The following is a 21,610-nucleotide window of genomic DNA, read 5'->3' as shown; positions in this document are numbered from 1 at the left end:
CGTGGTCCGCGGCGCCCCGCGCGGGGGTGGTGGAACGCCGATAAACTGGCGCTTTATGGGCAAAATCGTTCTCGCGGCCGCGCTGATCCTGACCGTCTCGACCGCCTGCGGGCCGGTCCGGGCGCCGGCCGCTCCCGCCGCGGCGACCTGCACATCCGGGCCTGCCCCGAGCGCGGGGAGTCCGCAGCGGCCGGCGGCGGTCACCGACGCCGCCAGGGCGTTCCTCGGCACGCTCGACACCGATCAGCAGGCCGCCGCCGGGGGTGGCCTGCGGCTGGAGAGCCTGAGCAACGTCCAGCGGGCGGCTGCGCTCGGGGTGCTCAAGGCCGGCCTGAGCGACGAAAGTTACCAGAAGGTGCTGGACGCCACCGGTACCGCGCTCGGCGCATGCCGCATCCGGCTGTCCGGCGCGCCGGCCGCGGCCGGCCCGTGGAGTGTGCGGTTCGACGGGCCCGGGCTCGCGCTCGACCTCACCGTCGCCGATGCGGCGGTCAGCGTCTCGCCGGCCGCGCTCGACGGCCCGGGCACCGCCCCGGCCTGCGGCGGGTGAACCCCCCGGCCGCTACTGCGCCGCGGTCGGCTCCAGCGCGTCGGTGGCGGCCGGGGTCGCCGCGTCGGCGTGGGGGGAGGTCCGCTCGTCGTAGCGGGTGAAGCCGGGCATGAGCGCGGTGCAGGCCGCCACCGCGCCGGTGCAGAGCAGGCCGCCGGCGACGATGGCCGGGCGCAGGCCCACCATTGCGGCCATGACGCCGGAGCGCATCTGCCCGGCGGTCGGGCCGATCGAGTACGACAGCAGCGATATGCCCGCGAGACGGCCGCGCAGGTGGTCCGGGATCGTCTGGTTCCAGATGGTGGAGCGGAACAGGCCGCTGACCATGTCGGCCGCACCGGCCAGGACCAGGAACACCAGGGCGGTGGCGATGTTCGGGGCGGCGCCGAAGCCGGCGATCGCCAGGCCCCACAGGCCCGCCGCGACGAGCACGGCCAGGCCGTGGCGGTGGACGCGTGACGCCCAGCCGCTGGTGAGGGAGATCAGCATCGCGCCGAACGGCATGGCGCCGTAGAGCAGGCCGAGGGCCCACTGGGCGTGCAGGGCGTCGGCAACGAACGGGTACAGCGCCATCGGCATGGCCAGGAACATCGCGGCGATGTCGACGAAGTAGGTGCCGAGCAGTTCGGGGCGGGACCAGGCGTAGCGGGCGCCGCGGCCGATGCCGGCCAGGCTCGGGCGCTCCGCCTCCACCGCCGGCGGGATCGGGCGCAGCAGGAACAGGAACGCCACCGAGGCGATGAACGTGAGGACGTCGACCCCGTAGGCGGCCGGGACACCCGCGACGGTGACGAGCACCCCACCCACGGCCGGGCCGGCGATGGCGCCGATCTGGTACCTGATCCCCTGCATCGCATTCGCGGCCGTCTGCTCGTCGCGCGGCACCAACCGGGGCAGCATCGCGTCGAGTGAGGGGCGCTGGAGCCCGTCGAGCGTGGCCACGAGCCCCGCGACCACGTACAGCGGCCACACGACCGGGTGCGGCAGGACGGCGTTGACGAGCAGGCCACCGGTGCACACGGCCATCGCGGCCTCGCACCAGAGCACCACCCGGCGCCGGTCGACCGCGTCGGCGATCGCGCCGCCCCACAGGCCCGACCCGACGATCGCGACGAGCTCCACGACCCCGACGGCACCCACCGCGACGTAGGAGCCGGTCAGCTGCTTGATCTGGTACGGCACCGCGACGATCGTGATGAAGCTGCCGAACATCGTGATGAGCCCGGAGGCCATGAGGAGCCGGAAGTCGCGATGCCGCAGCGGCCGGACGTCCATGCGCAGGTGCCGCAGCCGTTTCCACACGAGGGGGCAGCTTAACCAGCGCGACGGCGGGCGGCACCCGAATTTATGATGGCCGCGTGCAATGGACCGACGCGGCGGCGGCGTTCGCCGGCAGCTACGCCCACCTGTGCGGGTACACCGCCCCGGCACTGCTCGACGCGGCCGGCGCGACCGCCGGGGTGCGGCTGCTCGACGTCGGGACGGGCACCGGCACCGTGGCCGCCCTCGCGGCCGGGCGCGGCACCCGGGTGACGGCGGTCGACGCCGAGCCGAGCATGGTCGAGTTCACCCGGTCGCGGCTGCCCGCGGTGACGGTCGGCGCCGGGCGGCTGCCCGACCTCGACTTTCCGGACGGCTCCTTCGACGCCGTCGTGGCGAACTTCGTCGTCAACCACGTCGCCGACCCGGCCCGCGCCGTCGCCGAACTGGCCCGCGTGAGCGCGCCGGGCGGGCGGGTCGCCTTCACCGTGTGGCCGCGGCCGGCGCCGCCGCTGCAGCAGCTGTGGCTCGACGTCCTGGACGCGGCCGACCTGGAGCCGGCCCCGCCGACGGTCCCCGACGAGCTGAACTTCCCCCGCACCGCCGCCGGGGCGGCCGGCCTGCTCGACCGGGCCGGGCTGCGTGACGTCGGCGGGCGGGTGCTCACCTGGGAGCACCGCACGGACCTGGACACCTGGTGGAGCGGGGCGGCGAGCGGGATGGGCGCGCTCGGCGAGGCCCTGGCCGGCCGGGACGCCCGGACGGTGGCGGCGGCCCGCCGGGAGTACGAGCGGCTGGCCGGGCGGTACGTCACCGCGGACGGGACGCTCACCCTGCCGACCGCGGCGCTGCTGGTCCACGGTGTCCGCTGAGATCGTCGTGCCGGCGGCGCTGCGGGCCATGCCGCGCTGGTGGCACGCGGGCACCGAGTGGCTTGACACGTTGCCGGCGCTGGCCGCCGAGCAGTGCCGGCGCTGGGGGCTGCGGGTCGACGGGGCGGTGATGCACGGCTCGAACGCGCTCGTCATCCCGGTCGCCCGCGGCGGCGAGCGGCTCGTGCTGCGGCTGGCGCCGTCGGCGGCGGAGGTCGCCCAGCAGGTGGCGGCGCTGCGGTTCTGGGCCGGGCGGGGCACGGTACGGGTGCTCGACGCCGACCCGGCGCGCGGGGCGATGCTGCTGGAGCGGCTCGACGGGCCGTCGCTACGGGAGGTGCCGGTCCGGGAGGCGATGGTCGAGCTCGGGCGGGTGATGCGGCGGCTCGCCGTGCCCGTGCCGCCGGACGTGCCGTCGACCGGGAGCCGGGTCCGCGATGTGGTGGCCGAGTGGCGGCGCCAGGGTGAGCCGTTCGACGCGGGCTGGCTGCGGGCGGCGCACCGGGCGGCCCCGTCGCTCAGGCGCCCCGCGGCCGACCTGGCCGTCGACGCCGACCTGCACAGCGAGCAGGTGCTGCGGGGGCGGGAGGGTGAGTGGCTGGCCGTCGACCCGGTGCTGCTGCGCGGCGACATCGAGTATGACCTGGCCCGGGTGCTGTGGACGCGGCTGGACGAGATGGGCGACGCCGACGTCGCCGGGCACTTCTTCGCCGTCGTCGACGCGGCCGGGCTCGACGAGCGCCGCGCGTGGGGCTGGGTGCTGTACCGCAGCGTCGACTACTGGCTGTGGGGCCTCGACCAGGGACTGACCGAGGACCCACAGCGCTGTCAGCGGCTGGTGTCCATCATGCAGCACATGCCGTTGCGTTGACGTAGATCGTGGCCGGGGGCGCCGGTGTGGTGCTGCGGGTGCCGTACAGGCCCACGGTGGCCGAGCCGCCCGGCGGGATGGTGCGGTTCCAGGAGGCGTGGGTCAGGGTGACGGCGCTGCCCGTCTGCGACCAGGTGCCGTTCCACGACTGCGTGATGTGCTGGTCGCCGCCGAAGCTGAACGTGATGACCCAGTCGGTGATCGGGCTGGTGCCGGTGTTGGTGATCGTGACGTCGGCGACGAAGCCCGAGGACCACACCGAGGTGTTGGTGAAGGTGCCGCGGCAGGACAGGGCCGGCGCCGGCGGGCTGGAGGACGTGGCCGGGCCGCTGGAGCTGCCGCCCGGGTTGGGGCTGCCGCCGGTGACGGCGACGACGTTCGAGGCGATCGAGACGTTGCCGGCGGCGTCGCGGGCCCGGACGTAGAACTGGTCGCGGGCCGAGGTCACCGACGCCGAGTAGCTGGTGGCCGACGTGGTGCTCAGCAGCGTCGAGGTGAACCAGCCGTCGAAGCGGTACACGTTGTAGCCGGTGACGCCGACGTTGTCGGTCGACGCCGACCAGGTCAGGGTGGTGCGGGTGCCGCTGGTCGGGCTGGCGGTCAGGTTGGCCGGGGCGGCCGGCGGAGTGGTGTCGCCGGACGATGCGACGGGGGTGACGACGGTGAGCTGCTGCGAGGTCCCGGAGCGGTGGCCGACGTCGTCGCGGGCCGAGATCGAGAACCGGTACTCGGTGCCCGGGCTGGTGTTGATGGTCGTCGTGGTGACGTTGCCGACCGACACGGAGTAGCCGTAGTCGTTGAACGCCGGCATGTAGCCGATGTCGTAGCCGCTGACCCCGCAGCAGCCGCCGGTCGAGGCGTTCCACGCGAGGGTCACCGACGTCGAGGTGGCGGCGGTGGCCCGCAGGTTCGTCGGGGTGGACGGCGGCATCGGCGAGATGTTGGGCAGCGACGGCGCCGGGGTGGACGGGGCGGCGGCCGGCGCGGGGCCGGCGGTGGCGGTGGCGGCGATGAGCAGGGCCCCCGCGAACAGGGCGGTCGCGGTCGCGGCGGCCAGCCGCAGCGGCGACGGTAACGTTCGGCTCCTCTGCATCAGTCAAACCTGACTATCGCATCGATAGACGTCAAGTTGCCTGTCCGCTACGGCGGGTAGGGAGCCCGGGGCCGTGAAAGTTCCACAACGGTTTCGTTCAGGTGCCACCCGGTTGCGCCGATGGTCTCGGCGTCACACGGACGAGACAGCAACACAGGGGGCAGGGATGAACCGCAACACCGTCACGCGCACGCTGGTCATGGCCGGTCTCACCGCCGCCGCCGGAATCGCCGCCACCGTCGGGGCCACGGCCGCCGCCGCGAGCAGCACCCCGGTCGTGTACGCCAGCCACGGCGCCGTGTACATCAAGCAGACCGGCCACGCCACCCGCCTCACGCAGGACGAGGTCAGCAAGCAGCCGGTGCTCTCCCCGGACGCCACCCGCATCGCGTACGTGCACAACGACACCGTCTGGGTCATGAACCGCGACGGCTCCGAGCAGCACCAGGTCAGCGACCGCGCCGGCGCGGCCCCGCGGTGGGAGGCCGACGGCGTGCGCATCACCTACACGGCGACCTCCTGCACCGGCGCCCCGGGCACCTTCCGCACCGGCGTCAACGGCGGCGACACCTCCGAGGTCATGGCCCCGAGCGCCTGCGTGAGCCAGGACGCCCCGCTCGTCGGCTTCATCATGGGCTGAACGAGGTCGCCGGCGAGCGGGTTCTACCGGGTCCGGCCCTGTGACGGCACGCCCGCACCCGAACCGCACCCCGGCCGTCGCCGACGGCACCTACCTGTTCCAGACCCTCAACGGCACCTACCGGGCCGGGAACCTCCTCGACGCGTTCTGGATGGGCGCGGCCGTGTGCATCGGCACCGCGGTGCTGCACCCGTCGGTGCCGAAGCTGGCCGAGCGGGCCCCGGCGGCGACGCCCGACGCCAACCCGGCCCGGCTGGCCGTACTGACGCTCGCCGCGACGGTCGCGCCGCTCACGACGCTCGGGCTGTACCTGCGCCACGCCGACCCGCAGGTGCCGGTGGCCAGCATCACCTGCACCGCGATCTTCCTGCTCGTCATCGGCCGGATGGCCGGCCTGGTCAGCGCCCAGCGGCACACCGCCGTCACCGACGAGCTGACCGGTCTGCGCACCCGCCGCGCGTTCCAGACGGCGCTGGCCCGCACCGCCCGGCCGGGCGCCCGCATCGGCGTCCTGCTCATCGACATCGACCACTTCAAGCGGGTCAACGACACCCTCGGGCACCACGGCGGCGACGTCGTACTGGCCGAGGTCGCCGGCCGCCTGCGCGCCCTGTCCCGCCCCGGCGACCTGGTCGCCCGCTACGGCGGCGAGGAGTTCGCGGTGCTGCTGCCCGGCGCCGGCCCGGACGACCTCGCCGCGGTCGCCGAGCGCTTCCGCGCGGGTGTCGGCGGCGCCCGCATCGGGCTGCCGGACGGTGGTGCCATCACCGTCACCATCTCCATCGGCGGCGCCGGGATGGTCACCACCGCGCACGAGCTCATGCTGTCGGCCGACCGCGCCCTGTACGCGTCGAAGGACGCCGGCCGCGACCGGTACACCGCCGCGGACCTGGTCGGTGCGGCCGGACGGTGACGGATGGCGGGCGCGGGCCGGCCGGCAGCCCCCGCGTCGTCCGCCGGCCGGTCTCAGTCCGTGACCGTCGCCTCGGCCAGCTCGTCCATCGCCGCCGGCAGCGACCCGGACCGGCGCTGGCGGTCGGCCCCGGTGCCGTGCTCGCGCAGGACCGCCAGCCCGTCCACGACGTGGGCCGCGTCGCCGTGCCGGTCGAGGGCCGGCTCGACCAGGTCGACGAGGTCGGCCACCAGCTCCCAGGCCGGGCGGGCGGTGTGGGAGCGCAGATCGAGCAGGGTGCCGCCGACGCCGGCGTGGGCGGCGTTCCAGTGGGCGGCGCGCAGCAGGTGCTCCGGCGGCCGCGGCAGCTCGGCCCCGTCGGCGATGTCGGCGATCGCGGTGGCGACCAGGGCGCGGGCCAGTCCGGCGACGACGGTGGTCTCGGCGGCGGTCGGGCAGACGTCGCCGACCCGGATCTCGACCGTCGGATACCGCAGCGACGGCCGGGCCCACCACAGCACCATCGACGCGTCGAGCATCACACCGCTGGCGACGAGCTCGGCGACGATCCGCTCGTAGTCGCTCCAGTCGCGCAGGTACGGCGACGGGCTCAGGCTGGGCCAGCGCTCCAGCGCGATCCCGCGCCAGCTGGCGTGGCCGGAGTCGGCGCCGGCGTGGAACGGCGAGTTGGCGGTGAGCGCCTGCACGACCGGCAGCCAGGGCCGCAGCCAGTTGCAGACCTGGATGGCCAGCTCGCGGTCGGGGACGCCGACGTGCACGTGGAACCCGCACAGCGCCGGGTCGTAGGCGATCGGGCCGTAATGGCGGGCGATCGCGTGGAACCGGGGCGTGTCCACGACCTCGAGGTCGGGCTCGCCGACCGGGGTGGCCGCCACCGCGACCAGCCGGGCGCCGGCCGCCGTGGCCGCCGCGCCGGCCGCGACCCGGTTCTCCCGCAGGGCGGCGCGCAGCTGCGGCAGGTCCGCGCAGACCGGGGTGACCATCTCCATCATGCTGCGGCGAAACTCGACCTGGCTGCGCTCGTGCATCGCCGCGGGCAGCGCGGCGCGGGCCTCGGCGGCGCGCGGCGCGTTCTGCCAGGAGCGGGGGTCGAGCAGCAGGAACTCCTCCTCGACGCCGACGGTCAGGGCCAGCCGGGACGCCGTCCGCGCGGCGTCGAGCGGGTGCAGGGCGGTGACGGACATCAGGACGCATCCTCCGGCCGGGTCACGGTCAGCACGACGAGCGCGATGCGGTCGGCGTGGGCGTAGGCGTGCTCGAGGTTCTCGCTGTAGACGTCGGGGTCGATCTCGCGGTACTCCCGGCGCAGGCCGGTCCCGGCCAGCCGCTCGGTGACGGCCGCGCGCAGCGGATCGCGCCCGTCGACGACGCCGGTGCCGCTGAGCAGGACGAGCGAACCGCCCGGGGCCAGCCGCGCGACGGCGGTGTCGAGCACCCGCAGCGGCAGGTCGTGGCCGTGCTCGCCCCCGCCGTCGCGGTAGGGCCGGCACTCCGGGTCGATCATGAACGGCGGGTTGGACACGATCAGGTCGAACTGCCCGCCCACGGCGTCGAGCAGGTCGCTGCGGCAGGCCCGGACGTTGGCGGTACCGGCCATCGCCGCATTGATCCGCGCGAAGTACAGGGCCGTCGGGTTGATGTCGACGGCGACCACCTCCGCGGCGGGCACGCGCTTGGCCACGGCGATCGCGACGGCGCCGCTGCCGGTGCCGATCTCGGCGACCCGGGCCGGTGCCGGCGCGGTGCGCAGGTGGGCCAGGGCGGCGTCGATGGTCCGGTGCGTGTCCGGGCCGAAGAACACCGCGTCGGCCGCGCAGGCCGGGAAGGCGGAGTGCACGAACAGCTCGCCGTCGTAGCTGGACACCCGGATCAGGCTGTGCCACCCGTCGTCGTCGTGGCGCAGCTGCCCGGCCTGTTCGAGCAGTGTCACGACGTCGTCCGGCAGCGCACCGGGCGCGAACGGCCGGCTCCACCCGAGCACGTCGGTGAGGCTGCGGGCGCGGGCGTTGCCGGGCCGCGCGTTCACCCGGTCGTGGCTGGCCGGCGTGACGGTCGTGAACCGGTATCCGGCGGCCTTGAGGCGCTCCCCGAGCCGCAGGAGCGCGGTGTCGGTGTCGGCCGGCGCCGCCATCGTCGTCGTCATGGGCCTGCGACTTCCCCGAAATTGTCATGCTTAACCGAAGTTTGCCCGGGAACGATCACCCTATGGAGCTTCCGAAACCGCGCGGGCCGCTGTCGGCCACCCTCGTCGACGCACTCGCCGGTCCCCCGCGCACGCTGCTGCCGCTCGTGAACCTCTCCGGCGACCCCCTCGCCGACGAGGACCTCCAGCTGGCCCTGCACATCGGCTACGAGCTGCACTACCGCGGGTTCGACGGCGTCGACGACGGGTGGGAGTGGCATCCGTCGCGCCTGGCGCTGCACCAGGCGGCCGAGCGCCGCTTCGAGTCCGCGCTGCGCACGCTGGTACCGATGCCGGATCCGGTCCCTGCCAACGAGGTGCCGCGGGCGCTCGCGGCCATCGTGGAGGCCGACGACGGGCCGCCGCTGTCGAAGTACCTCACCGGCCGGGCCACGCTCGAGCAGTTCCGCGAGTTCGTCATGCACCGCTCGGTCTACCACCACCGCGAGGCCGACCCGCACACGTGGGCGATCCCCCGCCTCACGGGCCGGGCGAAGGCGGCCCTCGTCGAGATCCAGGCCGACGAGTACGGCGGCGGCCGCCTGGAGCGCATGCACGCGGAGCTGTTCCGCACCACCATGCGCGAGCTCGGCCTGGACACCGCCTACGGGGCGTACCTGGAGCAGGCACCGGCGGTCACCCTGGCCATCAACAACCTGATGTCGCTGTTCGGGATCAACCGGCGGCTGCTCGGCGCGATCGTCGGGCACCTCGCGGTGTACGAGATGACGTCCTCACTGCCCAACCGCCGCTACGGCAACGGGCTGCGCCGCCTCGGCTTCGGCGCGGACGCGACCCGGTTCTACGACGAGCACGTCGAGGCCGACGCCGTCCACGAGCAGATCGCCGCGCACGACCTGTGCGGCTCGTTCTGCGCGGAGGCGGGCCCGGAGCAGACCTCGCTGCTGCTGTTCGGGGCGGCGTGCGCCCTCGCCCTGGACGCGCGCTTCGCCGGGCACCTGCTGGACCGCTGGGCGGCCGGCGAGAGCTCCCTGCGCGATCAGTCGTCGATCGCCAACGGGCGCCCGCTCGCCGGTGCGCTGGGCGCCTGAAAGCCGACTACTTTGTGGGTACCGTCGCAGAAGGGCTTCACCGCGGAGCGCCCGCACCGGCAGAGCGCGACCGTGCGGCGGCCGGGGTCGATCACTTCGCCGTCCTGGGTGACGAGCGTGAAATCGCCACGCAGCAGCAGCGGGCCGTCTTCGCACGGCGTGATCGAGGCAGCGTTGTCCATGCAGGCGCAGTGCCCAGGCCGGCGAGGGTGAAACGTCCGGTGAACGGCCCGCTGCTGACGCCGGCCCGGCACCCCGGCCATCCGGCGCTGCTGGACCTCAATCGCGTGCTGTGCCCGGACGGTCGTTTCATCTGGACCGTGGGTGGTATCCGGGTGCGCAGCGACGGCCCGCACCTCACCCCGGCCGGGGTACGCCAGGTCGTCGCGCCGTGGCTCGCCCCGCAGTTGCTGCGGCTCGCGACGACCTGGAGGAGGCGGCGGTGCACGAATTTCTGGCCCGGCATCAGGCGGAGCTCGTCGAGCAGCTCATCGGCTGGGTCCGGCTGCGCTCCGTCGCCGGGCTGCCGGAGCGTGAGCCGGACCTGCTGCGCTCGGCGCACTGGCTGGCCGGGGAGCTGCGGGCGGTCGGGTTCCCGGTCGTGGACATCTGGAAGGTGCCCGGCGCGCCGGCCGTCTACGCCGAGTGGTGCGCCGCCCCCGGCGCGCCGACGGTGCTCGTCTACAGCCACCACGACGTGCGCGCGGCCAAGGACGAGTAGTGGGAGGAGACCCCGCCGTTCGAGCCCGCGGTCCGCGACGGCTACGTCTTCGGCCGCGGGGCCTCCGACGCCAAGGGCCAGTTCCTCGCCCACCTCTGGGGCGTCCGGGCGCACCTGCACGCCACCGGCCGCGACGCACCGGCGGTGAACCTGAAGCTCGTGGTCGAGGGCGAGGAGGAGACCGGGTCCGCGCACCTGGCCGACCTGCTCGACGAGCACCGCGACCGCCTCGGCGCCGACCTCATCGTCTTCTCCGACACGCTCATGTGGCGGGCCGAGCACCCCGCGGTGTGCACCAGCATCCGCGGCATCGTGTCGGCGACACTGGAGGTCCGCGGCCCGCTGCGCGACGTGCACAGCGGTGCCGTCTCCGGCCCGGCCCCCAACCCGGCCGTGGAGCTGGCCCGGCTCATCGGCCGGCTGCACGACGACAAGGGCCGGGTGACGCTGCCCGGCTTCTACGACGACGTCATCGGCCCGAGCGGGCGCCGCCGGGCCGAGCTGGCCGCCCTGCCCTTCACCGAGGAGGACTGGCTGGCCCGCTCCGAGACCCGCAGCGCCCGTGGCGAGGCCGGGTTCACCGTCCTGGAGCAGTTGTGGACCCGGCCCGCGGCCGAGGTGCTGACCCTGCTGGCCGGCGACCCGGTCGGCGCGGCCCGCGGCGCGATCCCGTCCGCGGCCACGGCCGGGTTGAGCATCCGTACCGTGGCCGGGCAGAAGGCGACGGACGTCGCCGACCAGCTGCGCCGCTGGGTCGCCGCCAACCTGCCCGACACCGTCGACTACGAGCTGACCCTCTCCGAGCGGACGACTGGCGACGCGTACGAGTCACCGCCGGACCATCCGGCCGTCCTCGCCCTCGCCGCCGCGATGGAGGACGGCTTCGGCCGCCCCGCCGGCCGGATGGGCAACGCCGGCGGCGGCCCGGCCGAGCTCCTCGCCCGCACCATCGGCGCACCGCTGGTGTTCTTCGGCACCGGCCTGCCCGAGGACCGCTGGCACGACAGCGACGAGCGGGTATCCGTCGACATGCTCCTCAAGGGCGCGGCGACCCTGGCCCACTTCTGGGAGCGGCTCGGGCGGTGACGGCTCAGGCCGGCTGGCCGCCGCGGACGGCCGCCGGCCAGCTCAGCCCGTATCGCCGGCCGCGCCGGACCTCGCCCCAGGCCGCGAACACCTCGCGGGCGACGAGGAACGGCACGCTCAGCGAGACGAGCGCCGAGAACAGGCACAGCGTGCAGAACGCGCCGACGACCGCGGCCTGCAGGATCAGCAGCCCGAGCGCGGTCGCCGCCATGGCCGCCGAGACCAGGCCGAGCAGCAGCACCAGCCACGGGTGCGCCTTCCAGCGCCGGGTCCCGCCGGTGAGCTCCAGCGCGGCCTCCACCAGGTATGCGACGGCCCCGAGCGCCGCGTCGTGCACCGGCAGCGCCCGCGAGAACGCCGACTCGAGCACGCGGACGCTGCCGTCGCCGAACCACGGCTCCCACGGCGCGGCGGTCACCCCGTACTGGAACAGCGCCAGCCGCACGGACACGGCCAGGCCGGCGATCGCCAGCACCGCCCCCATGATCCGGGCCGGCCAGGCCGACGGCCCGTCGAACGCGCGCCTGAACAAGTCGAGCATGCCATTCGCGTTCCCCCGCCGGCGGCCGTTCAACCGCATCGGTCGGCCCCGATCCGCGCGGTAGCGGCGCGGCCGCGCTCAGCCGGCGCTGACCGCGGCCCGGTAGTGGGTGGTCAGCCGGCCGTCCTCGAACAGGTGGAAGGCCAGCGCCGGCCCGGGGTCCGGGCGGTCCGGCGGCTCCCACGGCAGCAGCATCGTCGACTCGACGCCGGGCGCGGCCAGGACCGGCTTGCCGGCGAACGCGCCGACCGCGGCGCTGTGGATGTGGCCGCAGCACAGGGCCACGACGCTCGGGCGCGACTCCAGCAGCGCGGCCAGCCGCCACGCACCGACCTGCTTGACCGCGTCGGCCGCGGGCTTGCCGACGGGCACGGGCGGGTGGTGGCAGCACACGAACGACGGGCGCTCGCCGGCCTCGTCGAGGACCGACTCCAGCCAGCCGATCGTGGCGTCGGACAGCAGGCCCTCGGCGTGGCCGGGGACGCTCGAGTCGCACAGCGCGAACACCGCATCGCCGACGTGCACGACCTGGTTGAGCGGCTCCGGCGACGGCTCGGCGCCGAGCAGCACCCGGCGCATCGTCGCGCGGTCGTCGTGGTTGCCGGGCAGCACCAGCAGGGGCGCGCCCAGCCGGCGCAGGCCCGCGACGATCAGGTACTCCCCCTCCGCCCCGTGATCGGCGAGGTCCCCGGTCACCAGTATCGCGTCCGGGGCCTGCCGCAGCCGCTGCAGATAGGCGATCACCTGCTCCAGCCGCGTGACTGTCGCGGGGGTGGCGCCGATGTGGAGGTCGCTGAGGTGGGCGATGAGCACCCCTTCCACGGTACCGGCGATCAGGGGACGGGGCGCGCCGACGCGGACGGCCCGCGCACCTGCGGAGTGTCGCCGTCCCAGGTCACCTCGTCCAGCCACAGCTGCCGGCCCGGGCTCGTCGAGCCCTCGGCGCCGCGTGGCCAGGCGTGGTACAGCAGCCAGGTCCGGCCGTGGACCTCGACCATCGACGCGTGGCCCGGGCCGGACGCGGGGCCGCGGGAGGCCAGCAGCGGGTTGCCGGGCGGCTTGCGGCACGGGCCCAGCGGGGCGTCACACACGGCGTAGCCCTCCGCGTAGTCGGCGGTGTCGTAGGCGTTGGCCGCGTAGAACAGCAGCAGCCGCGCACCGGCCGGTGGCGTCTCGCCGGCGCGGCCCGTGCCGCCCGGCCGCCGCCACATGAACGGGGCCTCCACGACCCGGCCCTCCCACGGCTCGCTCTGGCGGATCAGCCGGGCCGGCGCCCCGAGCAGGGACAGGCCGTCGGGGGCGAGGCGCTGCGACCACAGCCACGTGTCCCGGCCCGTCGCGTTGCCGTCGTTCTTCCACAGGAGGTACAGCTGCGAGTCGCCGTCCTTGAAGGGGCTCGCGTCGATCGATCCGCCCTCGTCGGCCTGGCACACCAGGGGGCCGGGCGAGTCGGCGCGGTAGGGGCCCTCGGGGCGCGGTGCGACGGCTGTCGCGATGCACTGCCGGCCCGAGGCGCGGTCGGCCACCGTCACGTAGAGCACGTACCGGTCCGGCGCGAGCTCGATGATCTCCGGCGCCCAGGTCCGGCCGCCGTCGGCCCACGCCGGCAGCGCGGGCAGCGCGTCCCCGGCCGCCGTCCAGTGCACCAGGTCGGGCGAGGTCAGCACCGGGACGTTGCGGCCGCCCGCGTTGGTGTGCACCAGATACCAGGTGCTGCCCACGCGGACGGCCTGCGGGTCGGGGGCGTCGCCGGTGTAGACCGGGTTCGTGTAGGTGGGGCCGGCGTAGGTGGAACCGGTGGAGGTGGCGTCGGGACGGCTCGCTTCGCCGGAGCATGCGCTCAGCAGGAGGGTCAGGGCCAGCAGGGCGCGTCTCATCCCTTCAGGCCGCTGCGGGAGACGCCCTCGATGATGTACCGCTGCGCGACCACGAACAGCGCCAGCGCCGGGACACTGGCCAGGACCGCGCCCGCCATGATGACCGGGTAGTCGCTGACGTACTCGCCCTGCAGCAGGCCCAGGCCCGCCGGCAGGGTCAGCCGGCCGGGGCTGAAGAGCACGAAGATCGGCCACAGGAAGTCGTTCCAGTTGGTGAGGAACTGCAGCACCACGAGCGTCGCCAGGGCCGGGCGGGACAGCGGCAGGACCACCCGGGTGAAGACCTGCCACTGGGTGGCCCCATCGAGCATCGCCGCCTCCTCGATCTCGCGGGGCAGCGAGAGGAAGAACTGGCGCAGGAAGAACACGCCGAAGGCGCTCGCCGCGCTCGGCACGACGACAACGGTCAGCGTGTCCAGCCAGCCGAACGTGTCGGCGACGAGGAAGCTCGGCACGATGAGCGTCGCCGGCGGCACGAACAGGGTCGCCACGATGAGCCCGAACATGAGCCGGCGACCGCGGAACTGCATGCGGGCCAGGGCGTAGGCGGCACACGAGGCGGTCGCCACGACGAGTGCCGCGTTGAGCGTCGCGGCGAGCATGCTGTTGGCGAACCAGCGCAGGACCGGGTTCTGCGAGCCCGGCTCGACGATGCGGTGGTAGCCGTAGCCGGACACGGGGTCGGGCAGCCAGGTCGGCGGGCTGTGCTGGGCCGCCGGGTAGGTCTTGAGCGAGGTGAGCACCATCCACCCGAGCGGCACGAGGAACGCCGCGGTGAGCAGCACCAGGATGGCGTAGAGCGCGAGGCGGCGCACGGTCAGTCCTCCTGGTAGCGGAAGAGCCGGAAGTTGGCCACGCTGACCAGGGCCAGCATCAGGGTCAGGGTGACGCTCATCGCCGCGGCCCGGCCGGCGTCGTTGGACCCGAGGCCGAGGCTGACGATGTACGACACCACGGTGCGCGTCTCCGTGCCGGGGGCGCCCTGCGTGATGAGGTACGACTGGCCGAACATGTTGGCCGAGGCCAGGATCGTCGTGGTGATGACGAACAGCAGGACCGGGCGCAGGCCCGGCAGCGTCACGTGCCGGAACCGGGCCCAGGCCGAGGCCCCGTCGACCTTAGCCGCCTCGTAGAGCTCGGCCGGGATATCCTGCAGCCCGGCCAGGTAGATCACGGCGTTGAAGCCGCACGTCCACCAGACGGTGACGCCGACGAGCGACACCCACACGTACGGCGTCCCGGTCAGCCAGGGCGTGTCCGCGGGCAGGCCGAGCTCGCCCAGCAGGGCGTTGACGAAGCCGAGGTTCGCGTCGAGCAGGAAGCGCCACAGCAGGCCGATGACGGCGACGCCGAGCACGTACGGCGCGAAGTACACGGCCCGGAAGAACGTGCGGCCGGGGAACTCGCGGTTGAGCAGCAGCGCGATCCCGAGCGGCAGCACGACCAGCAGCGGCACCGACGCCACCGTGAAGATCGCGGTCGCGCGCACGCTCTCCCACCAGTCGCCGTACACGAGCGAGTCGGGCTGGAAGAGCTCGAGGTAGTTGTCGAGGCCGGTGAACGGCTTGTTGGGCAGCGAGAAGTCCCACTGGTGCAGGCTGAGCCACACCCCTAGCCCGATCGGGAGCAGCCCGAACACGCCGAACACCAGCAGGTACGGCAGAAGGAAGAGATAGGGGGTGGCCCGCCCGTGCATGACGTCAGCTCCCGTACTTCTTCCGGTTGTCCTCCAGCAGCTTGTCCGCTTTCGCCACGCCGTCGTCGAGGGCCTGCTTCGGCGTCTTCTTGCCGAGGACCGCCTCGTTGAACGCGGTGTAGAACAGCGCGGTGACGTCGCCGATGCCGGGCGCGGCCGGCGGGAAGACGGCGTCGGGCAGCTCGGCGGCGAGCGTGCTGATCTCGGCGAGCTCCTTGAACTTCGGGTCCTCGCGCACCGCGTTGCGGGCCGGGACCTGCCCGCCGGCCGCCCAGTCCAGCGAGTGCTGGCTGAGCCAGTTGATGAACACCTTCGCCCCGGCGACCTTGTTGGCGTCGGCCTTCTTCTGCTGCACGATCGTGAAGTTGTGCGAGTTCGCCCAGACGGCCTTCTTGCTGCCGAGCTGCGGCACCGGCGCCACGCCCCACTGCACGTCGGGGCTCTTCTTGAGGTCGTTGACCTGCCAGATGCCGTTGACGTTGAACGCGTTCTTGCCGCTCTTGAGGGCCAGGTAGTCCGCGTCCTGGCCGACGTTCGCCGGTGAGTGCCCGTCGGCGATCAGCTTGGTGAACCAGCTGACGGCGTCGACGGCCTCGGTGGAGTTGAAGGCCGCCTTGGTGGCGTCGGCGTTGTACAGGGAGCCGCCGAACTGGTACACGAGCGAATATGCGGTCATGCCGCCGGTGAACTGGAACGGGCTGACCCAGAAGCCCTGGATGCCGGCCTGTTTGAGCGCGCCGAGGGCGCTCTCCAGCTCCGCCTTGTTCGTCGGCGGCTTGGCCGGGTCGAGTCCGGCCTGCTGGAACAGGGCCTTGTTGTAGTACAGGCCGACGGGGTGCATGTCGAGCGGGATGCCGTACCGCTTGTCCTGGTAGATCCCGCCCTTCCACACCGTCGGCGCGAAGTCCGACTCGGAGAGCCCGAGCGCGCTCGCGACGTCGTCGATCGGCTGGATCACCTTGCGGGCGGCGAAGGTGGCGAGCATGTCGATGTGCATGACGGCGATGTCGGGGCCGTTGCCGCTGGACACCGCGCCGGGGAGCTTGGCGTAGTAGTCCTCCCACTTGTAGGTGGCCACGGTGATCGCGATGTTGGTGTGCTCGCCGTTGAACTGGTCGACGAGCTTCTTGAAGATGTCGCCGTCGCCGCCGGTGAAGCCGTTCCAGAGGTTCAGCTGGACCTTGGGCCCGGTGTAGTCCTTGCCGCCGTTGCCGGCGGCCTGGGGGGTGTCGTTCGCGTCGTCGCCGCAGGCGGCCAGGCCGAGCGCGGCGGCGCCCAGGCCGAGTCCGTAGCCGAGTACGCGGCGTCTGCTGATGGCGGTCATCTCAGCTGCTCCTTATCAGATTCCAGGAAGCGCCGGCCAGCTCGACGGTGATCCGGCCGGCGGTGTCGAGACGGCGGGGTGGGCCGTCCAGGGTGAGGTGTTCCGTGGTGGTCAGGCCCGGGAAGGCCCGCAGGTCGAGCTCGACGCTCAGGGGTGTCTCGCCGCGGTTGACGGCGAAGACCGACAGGGCACCGGTCTCGTCGTCGTGCACGGCGACGGTGGACAGGCTGGGGACCGGGCCGTAGCGCTTGGTGTCGTGCGACGGCGTCACCGGCTCGGTGCGCAGGACCGTGCCGCGGGCGTGGCGGGCGGTGAGCGCGAACGGATGGAAGATGCTCTGCCGCCAGGCCCGCCCGCCGGTCTCGGTGCGGATCGGCGCGATGACGTTGACCAGCTGGGCCTGGCAGGCGACCCCGACCCGGTCGGCGTGGCGCAGCAGCGTGATGAGCAGGTCACCGACGACGACGGCGTCGGTGGCGGTGTAGTCGTCCTCGATCAGCGCGGGCGCCTCGACCCAGCCGCGCCGGTCCAGGTCGTGCTGGAGCCGCGACTGATACCAGACGTTCCACTCGTCGAACGAGATCTTGAGCCGCTTGCGGTTGCGCAGCTTCGCGCCCACGTGGTCGGCGGTGGCCACGACCTCGTCGATGAACGCGTCCATGTCGACGGCGGAGGCGAGGATGCTGGCCCGGTCGCCGTCGGACGGGTCGTAGTAGGTGTGCGCGGAGATGTAGTCGACGTGCTCGTAGGTGTGCTCGAGGACTGTCGCCTCCCAGGCCGCGAACGTGGCCATGCCGCGGTTGGAGCTGCCGCAGGCGATCAGGCTGACGCTCGGGTCGATCAGCTTCATCGCACGGGCGGTCTCGGCGGCGAGGCGGCCGTATTCGTCGGCGGTCTTGTGCCCGACCTGCCACGGCCCGTCGAGCTCGTTGCCCAGGCACCACAGTTTCACGTCGTAGGGCTGCTCGGCGCCGTGCTTGCGGCGGCGGTCCGACAGGCTGGTGCCGCCGGGGTGGTTGACGTACTCCAGCAGGTCCAGCGCCTCCTGCACGCCCCGCGTGCCGAGGTTGACCGCCAGCATCGGCTCGACCCCGGCGGCGCGCGCCCAGACCATGAACTCGTCCAGGCCGAACGCGTTTGTCTCGATGGTCTTCCAGGCCAGGTCCAGGCGCCGGGGCCGATCCCCCACCGGCCCGGTCCCGTCTTCCCACCGATACCCGGAAACAAAATTCCCGCCGGGGTACCGCACCACGCTCACCCCCAGTTCGCGGGTCAGCTCGAGCACGTCCTGGCGCAGGCCGAGCGGGTCGGCGCTGGGGTGCCCGGGTTCGAAGATCCCGCCGTAGACGCAGCGGCCCATGTGCTCGACGAACGACCCGAACAGCCGCCGGTCGGCTTCGCCGATGCGGAACGCGGGATCGATGACGACGCGTGCGGTGTGCATGTTGGACGTTTTACAACGTTGTAGGCAACGTTGTAAAGAGGCATGATCGCGGTACAGTGCTGCTCGTGCGGCACAGCCTCAAACATGTGGCCGAGCGGGCGGGCGTCTCGGTCAAGACCGTCTCCAACGTGGTCAACGGATATCCACACATTCGCCCGGAGACGCGCGCCCGGGTCGAGGCGGCCATCGCCGCGCTCGACTACCGCCCGAACCTCAGCGCCCGCAACCTGCGCCAGGGCCGCACCGGGATCATCGCGCTCGCCGTGCCGGAGCTGGACAACCCGTACTTCGCCGAGCTCACCCGCCACATCGTCACCGCCGCCGCGACGCACGGCTGGACCGTCCTGGTCGACCACACCGACGGCGACCCGGCCCGCGAGCGCGAGGTCGCGGCCGGCATCCGCGACCACCTGGTCGACGGCCTCATCTTCAGCCCCCTCGCCCTGACCGGCGCGGAGCTGGACGGCACCACCCCCACCGTCCTGCTGGGCGAGCGCGTCGACGTCGTCGACGGCCTCGGCCCGGCCGACCACGTCGCGGTGGACAACGTCGCCGCCGCCCGCGAGGCCACCGCCCACCTGGCCGGCGCGGGCCGGCGCCGGATCGCCGCGCTGGGCGTCCAGCACACCGCCGAGGGCGTCAGCGCGCGGCTGCGCCTGGCCGGCTACCAGGCCGCCCTGGCCGCCGCGGGCCTGCCGGCCGACCCGCAGCTGCTGGCCCCGGCCGAACGCTGGCACCGCGCCGACGGGGCGGCCGGCATCCGCGCCCTGCTCGACGCCGGCGTCGCGTTCGACGCCGTGTTCGCCTTCAACGACACGCTGGCCCTGGGGGCGCTGCGGGCCCTGCACGACGCCGGCCTGCGCGTGCCGGCCGACGTGGCGGTGGCGGGCTTCGACGGCATCGACGACGGCCGGTTCTCCATCCCGACGCTGACGACCGTGGAGCCGGACATCGAGCGGCTGGCCCGCCTGGCCGTGGACCTCCTGGCCGAGCGGATCACGGGCTCCTCGCAGCGGCCGCCTCAGGAATGCCTCGTCCCGCACCGCCTGACGGTCCGCGAGAGCGCGTAGCCGCCGCGCCTCGCCCGCCGACGAGCACCGCCTTGCGGTCCCTGAGAGCACGTCGTCGCTACGCCTCGCCCATGACGAGCCCCTCGATCGTGTGCTTCTGCCGGATGGGCGTGAGCTCGTCGACGACCGTGCACGCCAGGTGGTCGCGCACGGCCGCGGGCAGGGCCGCGTAGTAGTCGCGGGTGACGGCCATGTCGTGCCGCTCGTCGTTGCCGGCCCCGGGCGCGTCGACCCCCAGCACCAGCACCGGCCGGGAGGTGTCCGAGACGTTCCTGGTGCCGCGGTGGATGGTCAGGGCCGACCGGGCCGAGATGTCACCGCGGCGCGGATACTTGCGCACGGCCCGCTCCAGATACCGCGGGTAGAACTCCTTCGGCGGGAACATCCCGTGCGCGAACGCCGGCTCGTCGTCGAACTGCGTCCCGGGCGCGATCTCGAACGGCCCCATGGCCTCGGTCGTGTCGACCCCGGTCAGGTTGAACGCGAGCGAGTTGAGCCGCCCGCTGCTGCGCGTGACCTCGTGCATCGGGAAGTCGCGGTGCCAGGGCTGATCCAGGGCGCCCGGCCCGGGGGTGTCGAAGCCGAGCTCGACGATCGTGTACTGCGCCCCCAGCACGGCCTCGCAGACGGCCACGACCCACGGGTGCGTGACCAGGTCGACGAACCCGCGCAGCTGCTCGGGGTGGATCTCCACGTAGTAGCGGTTCGGCCCGCGCCCGACGGCCCCGTCCGGCCGGGCCAGCGCCTCGTCGAGGGCGGCCTGCATGTCCTCGCGCATCCGATCGGCCCACTCGGTCGTGAACGCACCGCGCAGCGCGGTGATCCCATCCCGGTAGATCTCATCCCGCGCCCGCTGCACATCCACCTGCGCCACCTCGGCGACCGCGCGGACCTCAGCCGCCGCGCGCACCTGGGCCTCCGTGGGCACCGTGGCCGCTGCGCGCACCTCAGCCGCCGCGCGCACTTCGGCCACCGTGGGCACCTCAGCCTCGGTCGCACCGGCTTCGCGCGCGGTCGTAGACGGCTGCTGGGCGTCAAGGGCGGCGGTCGCGGCCGCGCCGACGGTGGCCATGTCCCGGCCGGCGGCTACCTCCCGACTGGCTGCGGCTACGTCCCGACCGACGGCGGCCGGGGCCAAGCTGACGGCGGACGCGGACGGGGTGACGGCAGCCGGGGACGGGCCATTGGCGGCCGCGTCCCGGTGCGCGCCGGCCGGATTCGAGAACGCGCTGGTCGAAGTCGTCATGTCCTCAGCTTGCAACGTGGCATGCAACGTTGCAAGTGGTGCGCACGACTCGATTGCAACGTGGCATGCAACGTGGCAATTCGTCCCGTACCATCGCGGACGTGGGTGCCAGCCTCAAGGACGTCGCGCAGCGCGCCGGTGTGTCGATCCGGACCGTGTCGAACGTGGTCAACGACTTCCCGCTCGTCGCGCCGGCGACCCGGGAGCGGGTGCAGCGGGCGATCGAGGAGCTGCAGTACCGGCCGAACGCCGCGGCCCGGACCCTGCGCGGCGGCCGGTCGGGGCTGATCGGGCTGGTGCTGCCGGAGCTTGCGTCGCCGTACTTCGGGGAGCTCGCCGCGCTCGTGACCGAGGCGGCCGAGCGCCGGGCCTGGACCGTGCTCGTCGAGCAGTCCGGCGGCGACGCGGACCGGGAGCGCCGGCTGCTGGACGGGGGCCGTACCCCGGGCGGTCAGGCGGTGGACGGGCTGCTGCTCAGTCCATGGTCACTCGGCGCCGCCGACCTGCGGGCCCGGCCGGCCGGCGGGCCACCGGTCGTCCTCCTCGGCGAGCAGGACGCCGACGGCCTCTTCGACCACGTCGCCATCGACAACGTCACCGCCGCGGCGGCCGCCACCCATCACCTGCTGGCCACGGGCCGCCGCCGGATCGCCGCCATCGGCCTGCAGCCCCACCTGGCCAACGGGACCGCCGAGCAGCGCCACCGCGGGTACCGAACCGCGCTGGCCGAGGCCGGCATCCGCCCCGATCCGGCCCTGGAGCTCGAGGTCGACCGCCTGCACCGCCCCGACGGCGCCGCCGCGCTGCGCCGCCTGGTCGAGGAGACGCGCCGCTTCGACGCGCTGTTCTGCTTCACCGACCAGCTGGCCCTGGGCGCGATGCGAGCGCTGTACCAGCTCGGCGGCCGCGTCCCGGACGACGTCGCGGTCGTGGGGTTCGACGACATCGAGGACGGCCGGTTCAGTACACCCTCGCTGACGACGATCGCCCCCGACAAGGCCGCCATCGCCGAGGCCGCCCTCGACTGCCTGGCCACTCGGCTGGCTCCGGCCGGCGCAATCCCCTCCAGCGGCACCCCGGCCGCCGGCAACCCGGGCCGCTCGATCGTCATCCCCCACCAGCTCGTGGTGCGCGAGAGCACCGCCACCCGCACCCACCGCTGACCACCGCCC

The 21,610-nt window shown here is 73.7% G+C and carries 22 protein-coding genes and 1 pseudogene; 10 read left to right on the top strand and 13 right to left on the bottom strand.

The genetic code is table 11. The annotated features are described in order from the left end of the window. Positions 1-55 precede the first annotated feature (55 nt). Positions 56-550, top strand: coding sequence for a DUF3500 domain-containing protein (locus Dvina_RS26085; RefSeq protein WP_223105075.1), 495 nt, complete (start codon positions 56-58; stop codon positions 548-550). Positions 551-562: 12 nt separating this feature from the next. Here the strand turns inward: Dvina_RS26085 and Dvina_RS26080 are convergent, their stop codons facing one another. Continuing rightward, positions 563-1,852, bottom strand: a complete 1,290-nt coding sequence (locus tag Dvina_RS26080; protein WP_223105074.1) for an MFS transporter — start codon at positions 1,850-1,852, stop codon at positions 563-565. Between the two features lie 56 nt (positions 1,853-1,908). Between Dvina_RS26080 and Dvina_RS26075 the strand changes: the two genes are divergently transcribed. Together Dvina_RS26075 and Dvina_RS26070 are read left to right on the top strand one after the other, a co-directional pair. Further along, on the top strand, positions 1,909-2,682 hold the full coding sequence (locus Dvina_RS26075; RefSeq protein WP_223105073.1) for a class I SAM-dependent methyltransferase: 774 nt from the start codon (positions 1,909-1,911) through the stop codon (positions 2,680-2,682). Continuing rightward, on the top strand, positions 2,672-3,553 hold the full coding sequence (locus Dvina_RS26070; protein WP_223105072.1) for an aminoglycoside phosphotransferase family protein: 882 nt from the start codon (positions 2,672-2,674) through the stop codon (positions 3,551-3,553). Before Dvina_RS26075 ends, Dvina_RS26070 begins: the two co-directional genes overlap by 11 nt. On the opposite strand, the gene Dvina_RS55285 is transcribed toward Dvina_RS26070, so the two are convergent. Beyond that, positions 3,528-4,646, bottom strand: a complete 1,119-nt coding sequence (locus Dvina_RS55285) for a cellulose binding domain-containing protein (protein WP_223105071.1) — start codon at positions 4,644-4,646, stop codon at positions 3,528-3,530. The genes Dvina_RS26070 and Dvina_RS55285 overlap by 26 nt on opposite strands. A gap of 166 nt (positions 4,647-4,812) precedes the next feature. Here Dvina_RS55285 and Dvina_RS26060 point away from each other — a divergent pair, with 166 nt between their 5' ends. Next, positions 4,813-5,286 carry a TolB family protein gene (locus tag Dvina_RS26060; RefSeq protein WP_223105070.1) on the top strand — a complete coding sequence of 158 codons (474 nt, stop codon included), beginning with the start codon at positions 4,813-4,815 and terminating at the stop codon, positions 5,284-5,286. Between the two features lie 40 nt (positions 5,287-5,326). After that, entirely contained in the window at positions 5,327-6,199 is an 873-nt protein-coding gene (locus Dvina_RS26055) for a GGDEF domain-containing protein (RefSeq protein ID WP_223105069.1), read from the top strand. 53 nt (positions 6,200-6,252) lie between these two features. Here the strand turns inward: Dvina_RS26055 and Dvina_RS26050 are convergent, their stop codons facing one another. After that, on the bottom strand, positions 6,253-7,383 hold the full coding sequence (locus Dvina_RS26050; RefSeq protein ID WP_223105068.1) for a carboxylate-amine ligase: 1,131 nt from the start codon (positions 7,381-7,383) through the stop codon (positions 6,253-6,255). Further along, positions 7,383-8,342: a methyltransferase gene (locus Dvina_RS26045; protein ID WP_246656458.1), complete on the bottom strand. Its 960-nt coding sequence runs from the start codon at positions 8,340-8,342 to the stop codon at positions 7,383-7,385. Before Dvina_RS26045 ends, Dvina_RS26050 begins: the two co-directional genes overlap by 1 nt. Before the next feature lie 62 nt (positions 8,343-8,404). Here Dvina_RS26045 and Dvina_RS26040 point away from each other — a divergent pair, with 62 nt between their 5' ends. After that, positions 8,405-9,433 (top strand): iron-containing redox enzyme family protein, encoded by a 1,029-nt coding sequence (locus Dvina_RS26040; protein WP_223105067.1) that lies wholly within the window; start codon positions 8,405-8,407, stop codon positions 9,431-9,433. Here the strand turns inward: Dvina_RS26040 and Dvina_RS26035 are convergent. Continuing rightward, positions 9,382-9,615 carry a CDGSH iron-sulfur domain-containing protein gene (locus Dvina_RS26035; RefSeq protein ID WP_223105066.1) on the bottom strand — a complete coding sequence of 78 codons (234 nt, stop codon included), beginning with the start codon at positions 9,613-9,615 and terminating at the stop codon, positions 9,382-9,384. The genes Dvina_RS26040 and Dvina_RS26035 overlap by 52 nt on opposite strands. A 260-nt stretch (positions 9,616-9,875) precedes the next feature. Here Dvina_RS26035 and Dvina_RS54470 point away from each other — a divergent pair, with 260 nt between their 5' ends. Both Dvina_RS54470 and Dvina_RS26030 read left to right on the top strand, forming a co-directional pair. Then, positions 9,876-10,154: a hypothetical protein gene (locus Dvina_RS54470; RefSeq protein ID WP_246656457.1), complete on the top strand. Its 279-nt coding sequence runs from the start codon at positions 9,876-9,878 to the stop codon at positions 10,152-10,154. 69 nt (positions 10,155-10,223) lie between these two features. Next, positions 10,224-11,240 (top strand): annotated as a pseudogene (locus tag Dvina_RS26030) (M20/M25/M40 family metallo-hydrolase); the annotation flags it as partial. Between the two features lie 4 nt (positions 11,241-11,244). Here Dvina_RS26030 and Dvina_RS26025 read toward each other — a convergent pair. From Dvina_RS26025 to arfA, 7 genes are all read right to left on the bottom strand, one after another. Further along, the gene (locus Dvina_RS26025) at positions 11,245-11,781 is read right to left on the bottom strand and encodes a vitamin K epoxide reductase family protein (protein ID WP_223105065.1); all 537 of its coding nucleotides are present in this window, start codon (positions 11,779-11,781) and stop codon (positions 11,245-11,247) included. Positions 11,782-11,859: 78 nt separating this feature from the next. Beyond that, positions 11,860-12,594 carry a phosphodiesterase gene (locus Dvina_RS26020; RefSeq protein ID WP_223105064.1) on the bottom strand — a complete coding sequence of 245 codons (735 nt, stop codon included), beginning with the start codon at positions 12,592-12,594 and terminating at the stop codon, positions 11,860-11,862. Positions 12,595-12,614: 20 nt separating this feature from the next. Beyond that, positions 12,615-13,658, bottom strand: coding sequence for a glycoside hydrolase family 43 protein (locus Dvina_RS26015; protein ID WP_223105063.1), 1,044 nt, complete (start codon positions 13,656-13,658; stop codon positions 12,615-12,617). Then, on the bottom strand, positions 13,655-14,473 hold the full coding sequence (locus Dvina_RS26010; protein ID WP_246656456.1) for a carbohydrate ABC transporter permease: 819 nt from the start codon (positions 14,471-14,473) through the stop codon (positions 13,655-13,657). The genes Dvina_RS26015 and Dvina_RS26010 overlap by 4 nt, the downstream gene beginning before the upstream one ends. Before the next feature lie 2 nt (positions 14,474-14,475). Beyond that, positions 14,476-15,354 carry a carbohydrate ABC transporter permease gene (locus Dvina_RS26005; protein ID WP_223105062.1) on the bottom strand — a complete coding sequence of 293 codons (879 nt, stop codon included), beginning with the start codon at positions 15,352-15,354 and terminating at the stop codon, positions 14,476-14,478. Between the two features lie 4 nt (positions 15,355-15,358). Next, a complete protein-coding gene (locus Dvina_RS26000; RefSeq protein ID WP_223105061.1) occupies positions 15,359-16,678 on the bottom strand; it encodes an ABC transporter substrate-binding protein in 1,320 nt (439 codons plus the stop codon). A 1-nt stretch (position 16,679) separates the two neighbouring features. Further along, positions 16,680-18,122 (bottom strand): arabinosylfuranosidase ArfA, encoded by a 1,443-nt coding sequence (arfA, locus tag Dvina_RS25995; protein ID WP_223105060.1) that lies wholly within the window; start codon positions 18,120-18,122, stop codon positions 16,680-16,682. 65 nt (positions 18,123-18,187) lie between these two features. Here arfA and Dvina_RS25990 point away from each other — a divergent pair, with 65 nt between their 5' ends. Further along, the gene (locus Dvina_RS25990) at positions 18,188-19,192 is read left to right on the top strand and encodes a LacI family DNA-binding transcriptional regulator (RefSeq protein WP_223105059.1); all 1,005 of its coding nucleotides are present in this window, start codon (positions 18,188-18,190) and stop codon (positions 19,190-19,192) included. Positions 19,193-19,250: 58 nt separating this feature from the next. On the opposite strand, the gene Dvina_RS25985 is transcribed toward Dvina_RS25990, so the two are convergent. Further along, a complete protein-coding gene (locus Dvina_RS25985; protein WP_246656455.1) occupies positions 19,251-20,438 on the bottom strand; it encodes a phytanoyl-CoA dioxygenase family protein in 1,188 nt (395 codons plus the stop codon). A 101-nt stretch (positions 20,439-20,539) separates the two neighbouring features. Here Dvina_RS25985 and Dvina_RS25980 point away from each other — a divergent pair, with 101 nt between their 5' ends. Continuing rightward, positions 20,540-21,601, top strand: a complete 1,062-nt coding sequence (locus Dvina_RS25980; RefSeq protein ID WP_223105058.1) for a LacI family DNA-binding transcriptional regulator — start codon at positions 20,540-20,542, stop codon at positions 21,599-21,601. Positions 21,602-21,610: the final 9 nt, after the last annotated feature.

Origin of the sequence: Dactylosporangium vinaceum, assembly GCF_019904175.1 — a bacterium.
GTDB classification, from domain to species: Bacteria; Actinomycetota; Actinomycetes; order Mycobacteriales; family Micromonosporaceae; genus Dactylosporangium; species Dactylosporangium vinaceum.
Note: the sequence above shows the minus strand (reverse complement) of the source record. Positions and strands in the feature narration are given on the sequence as shown.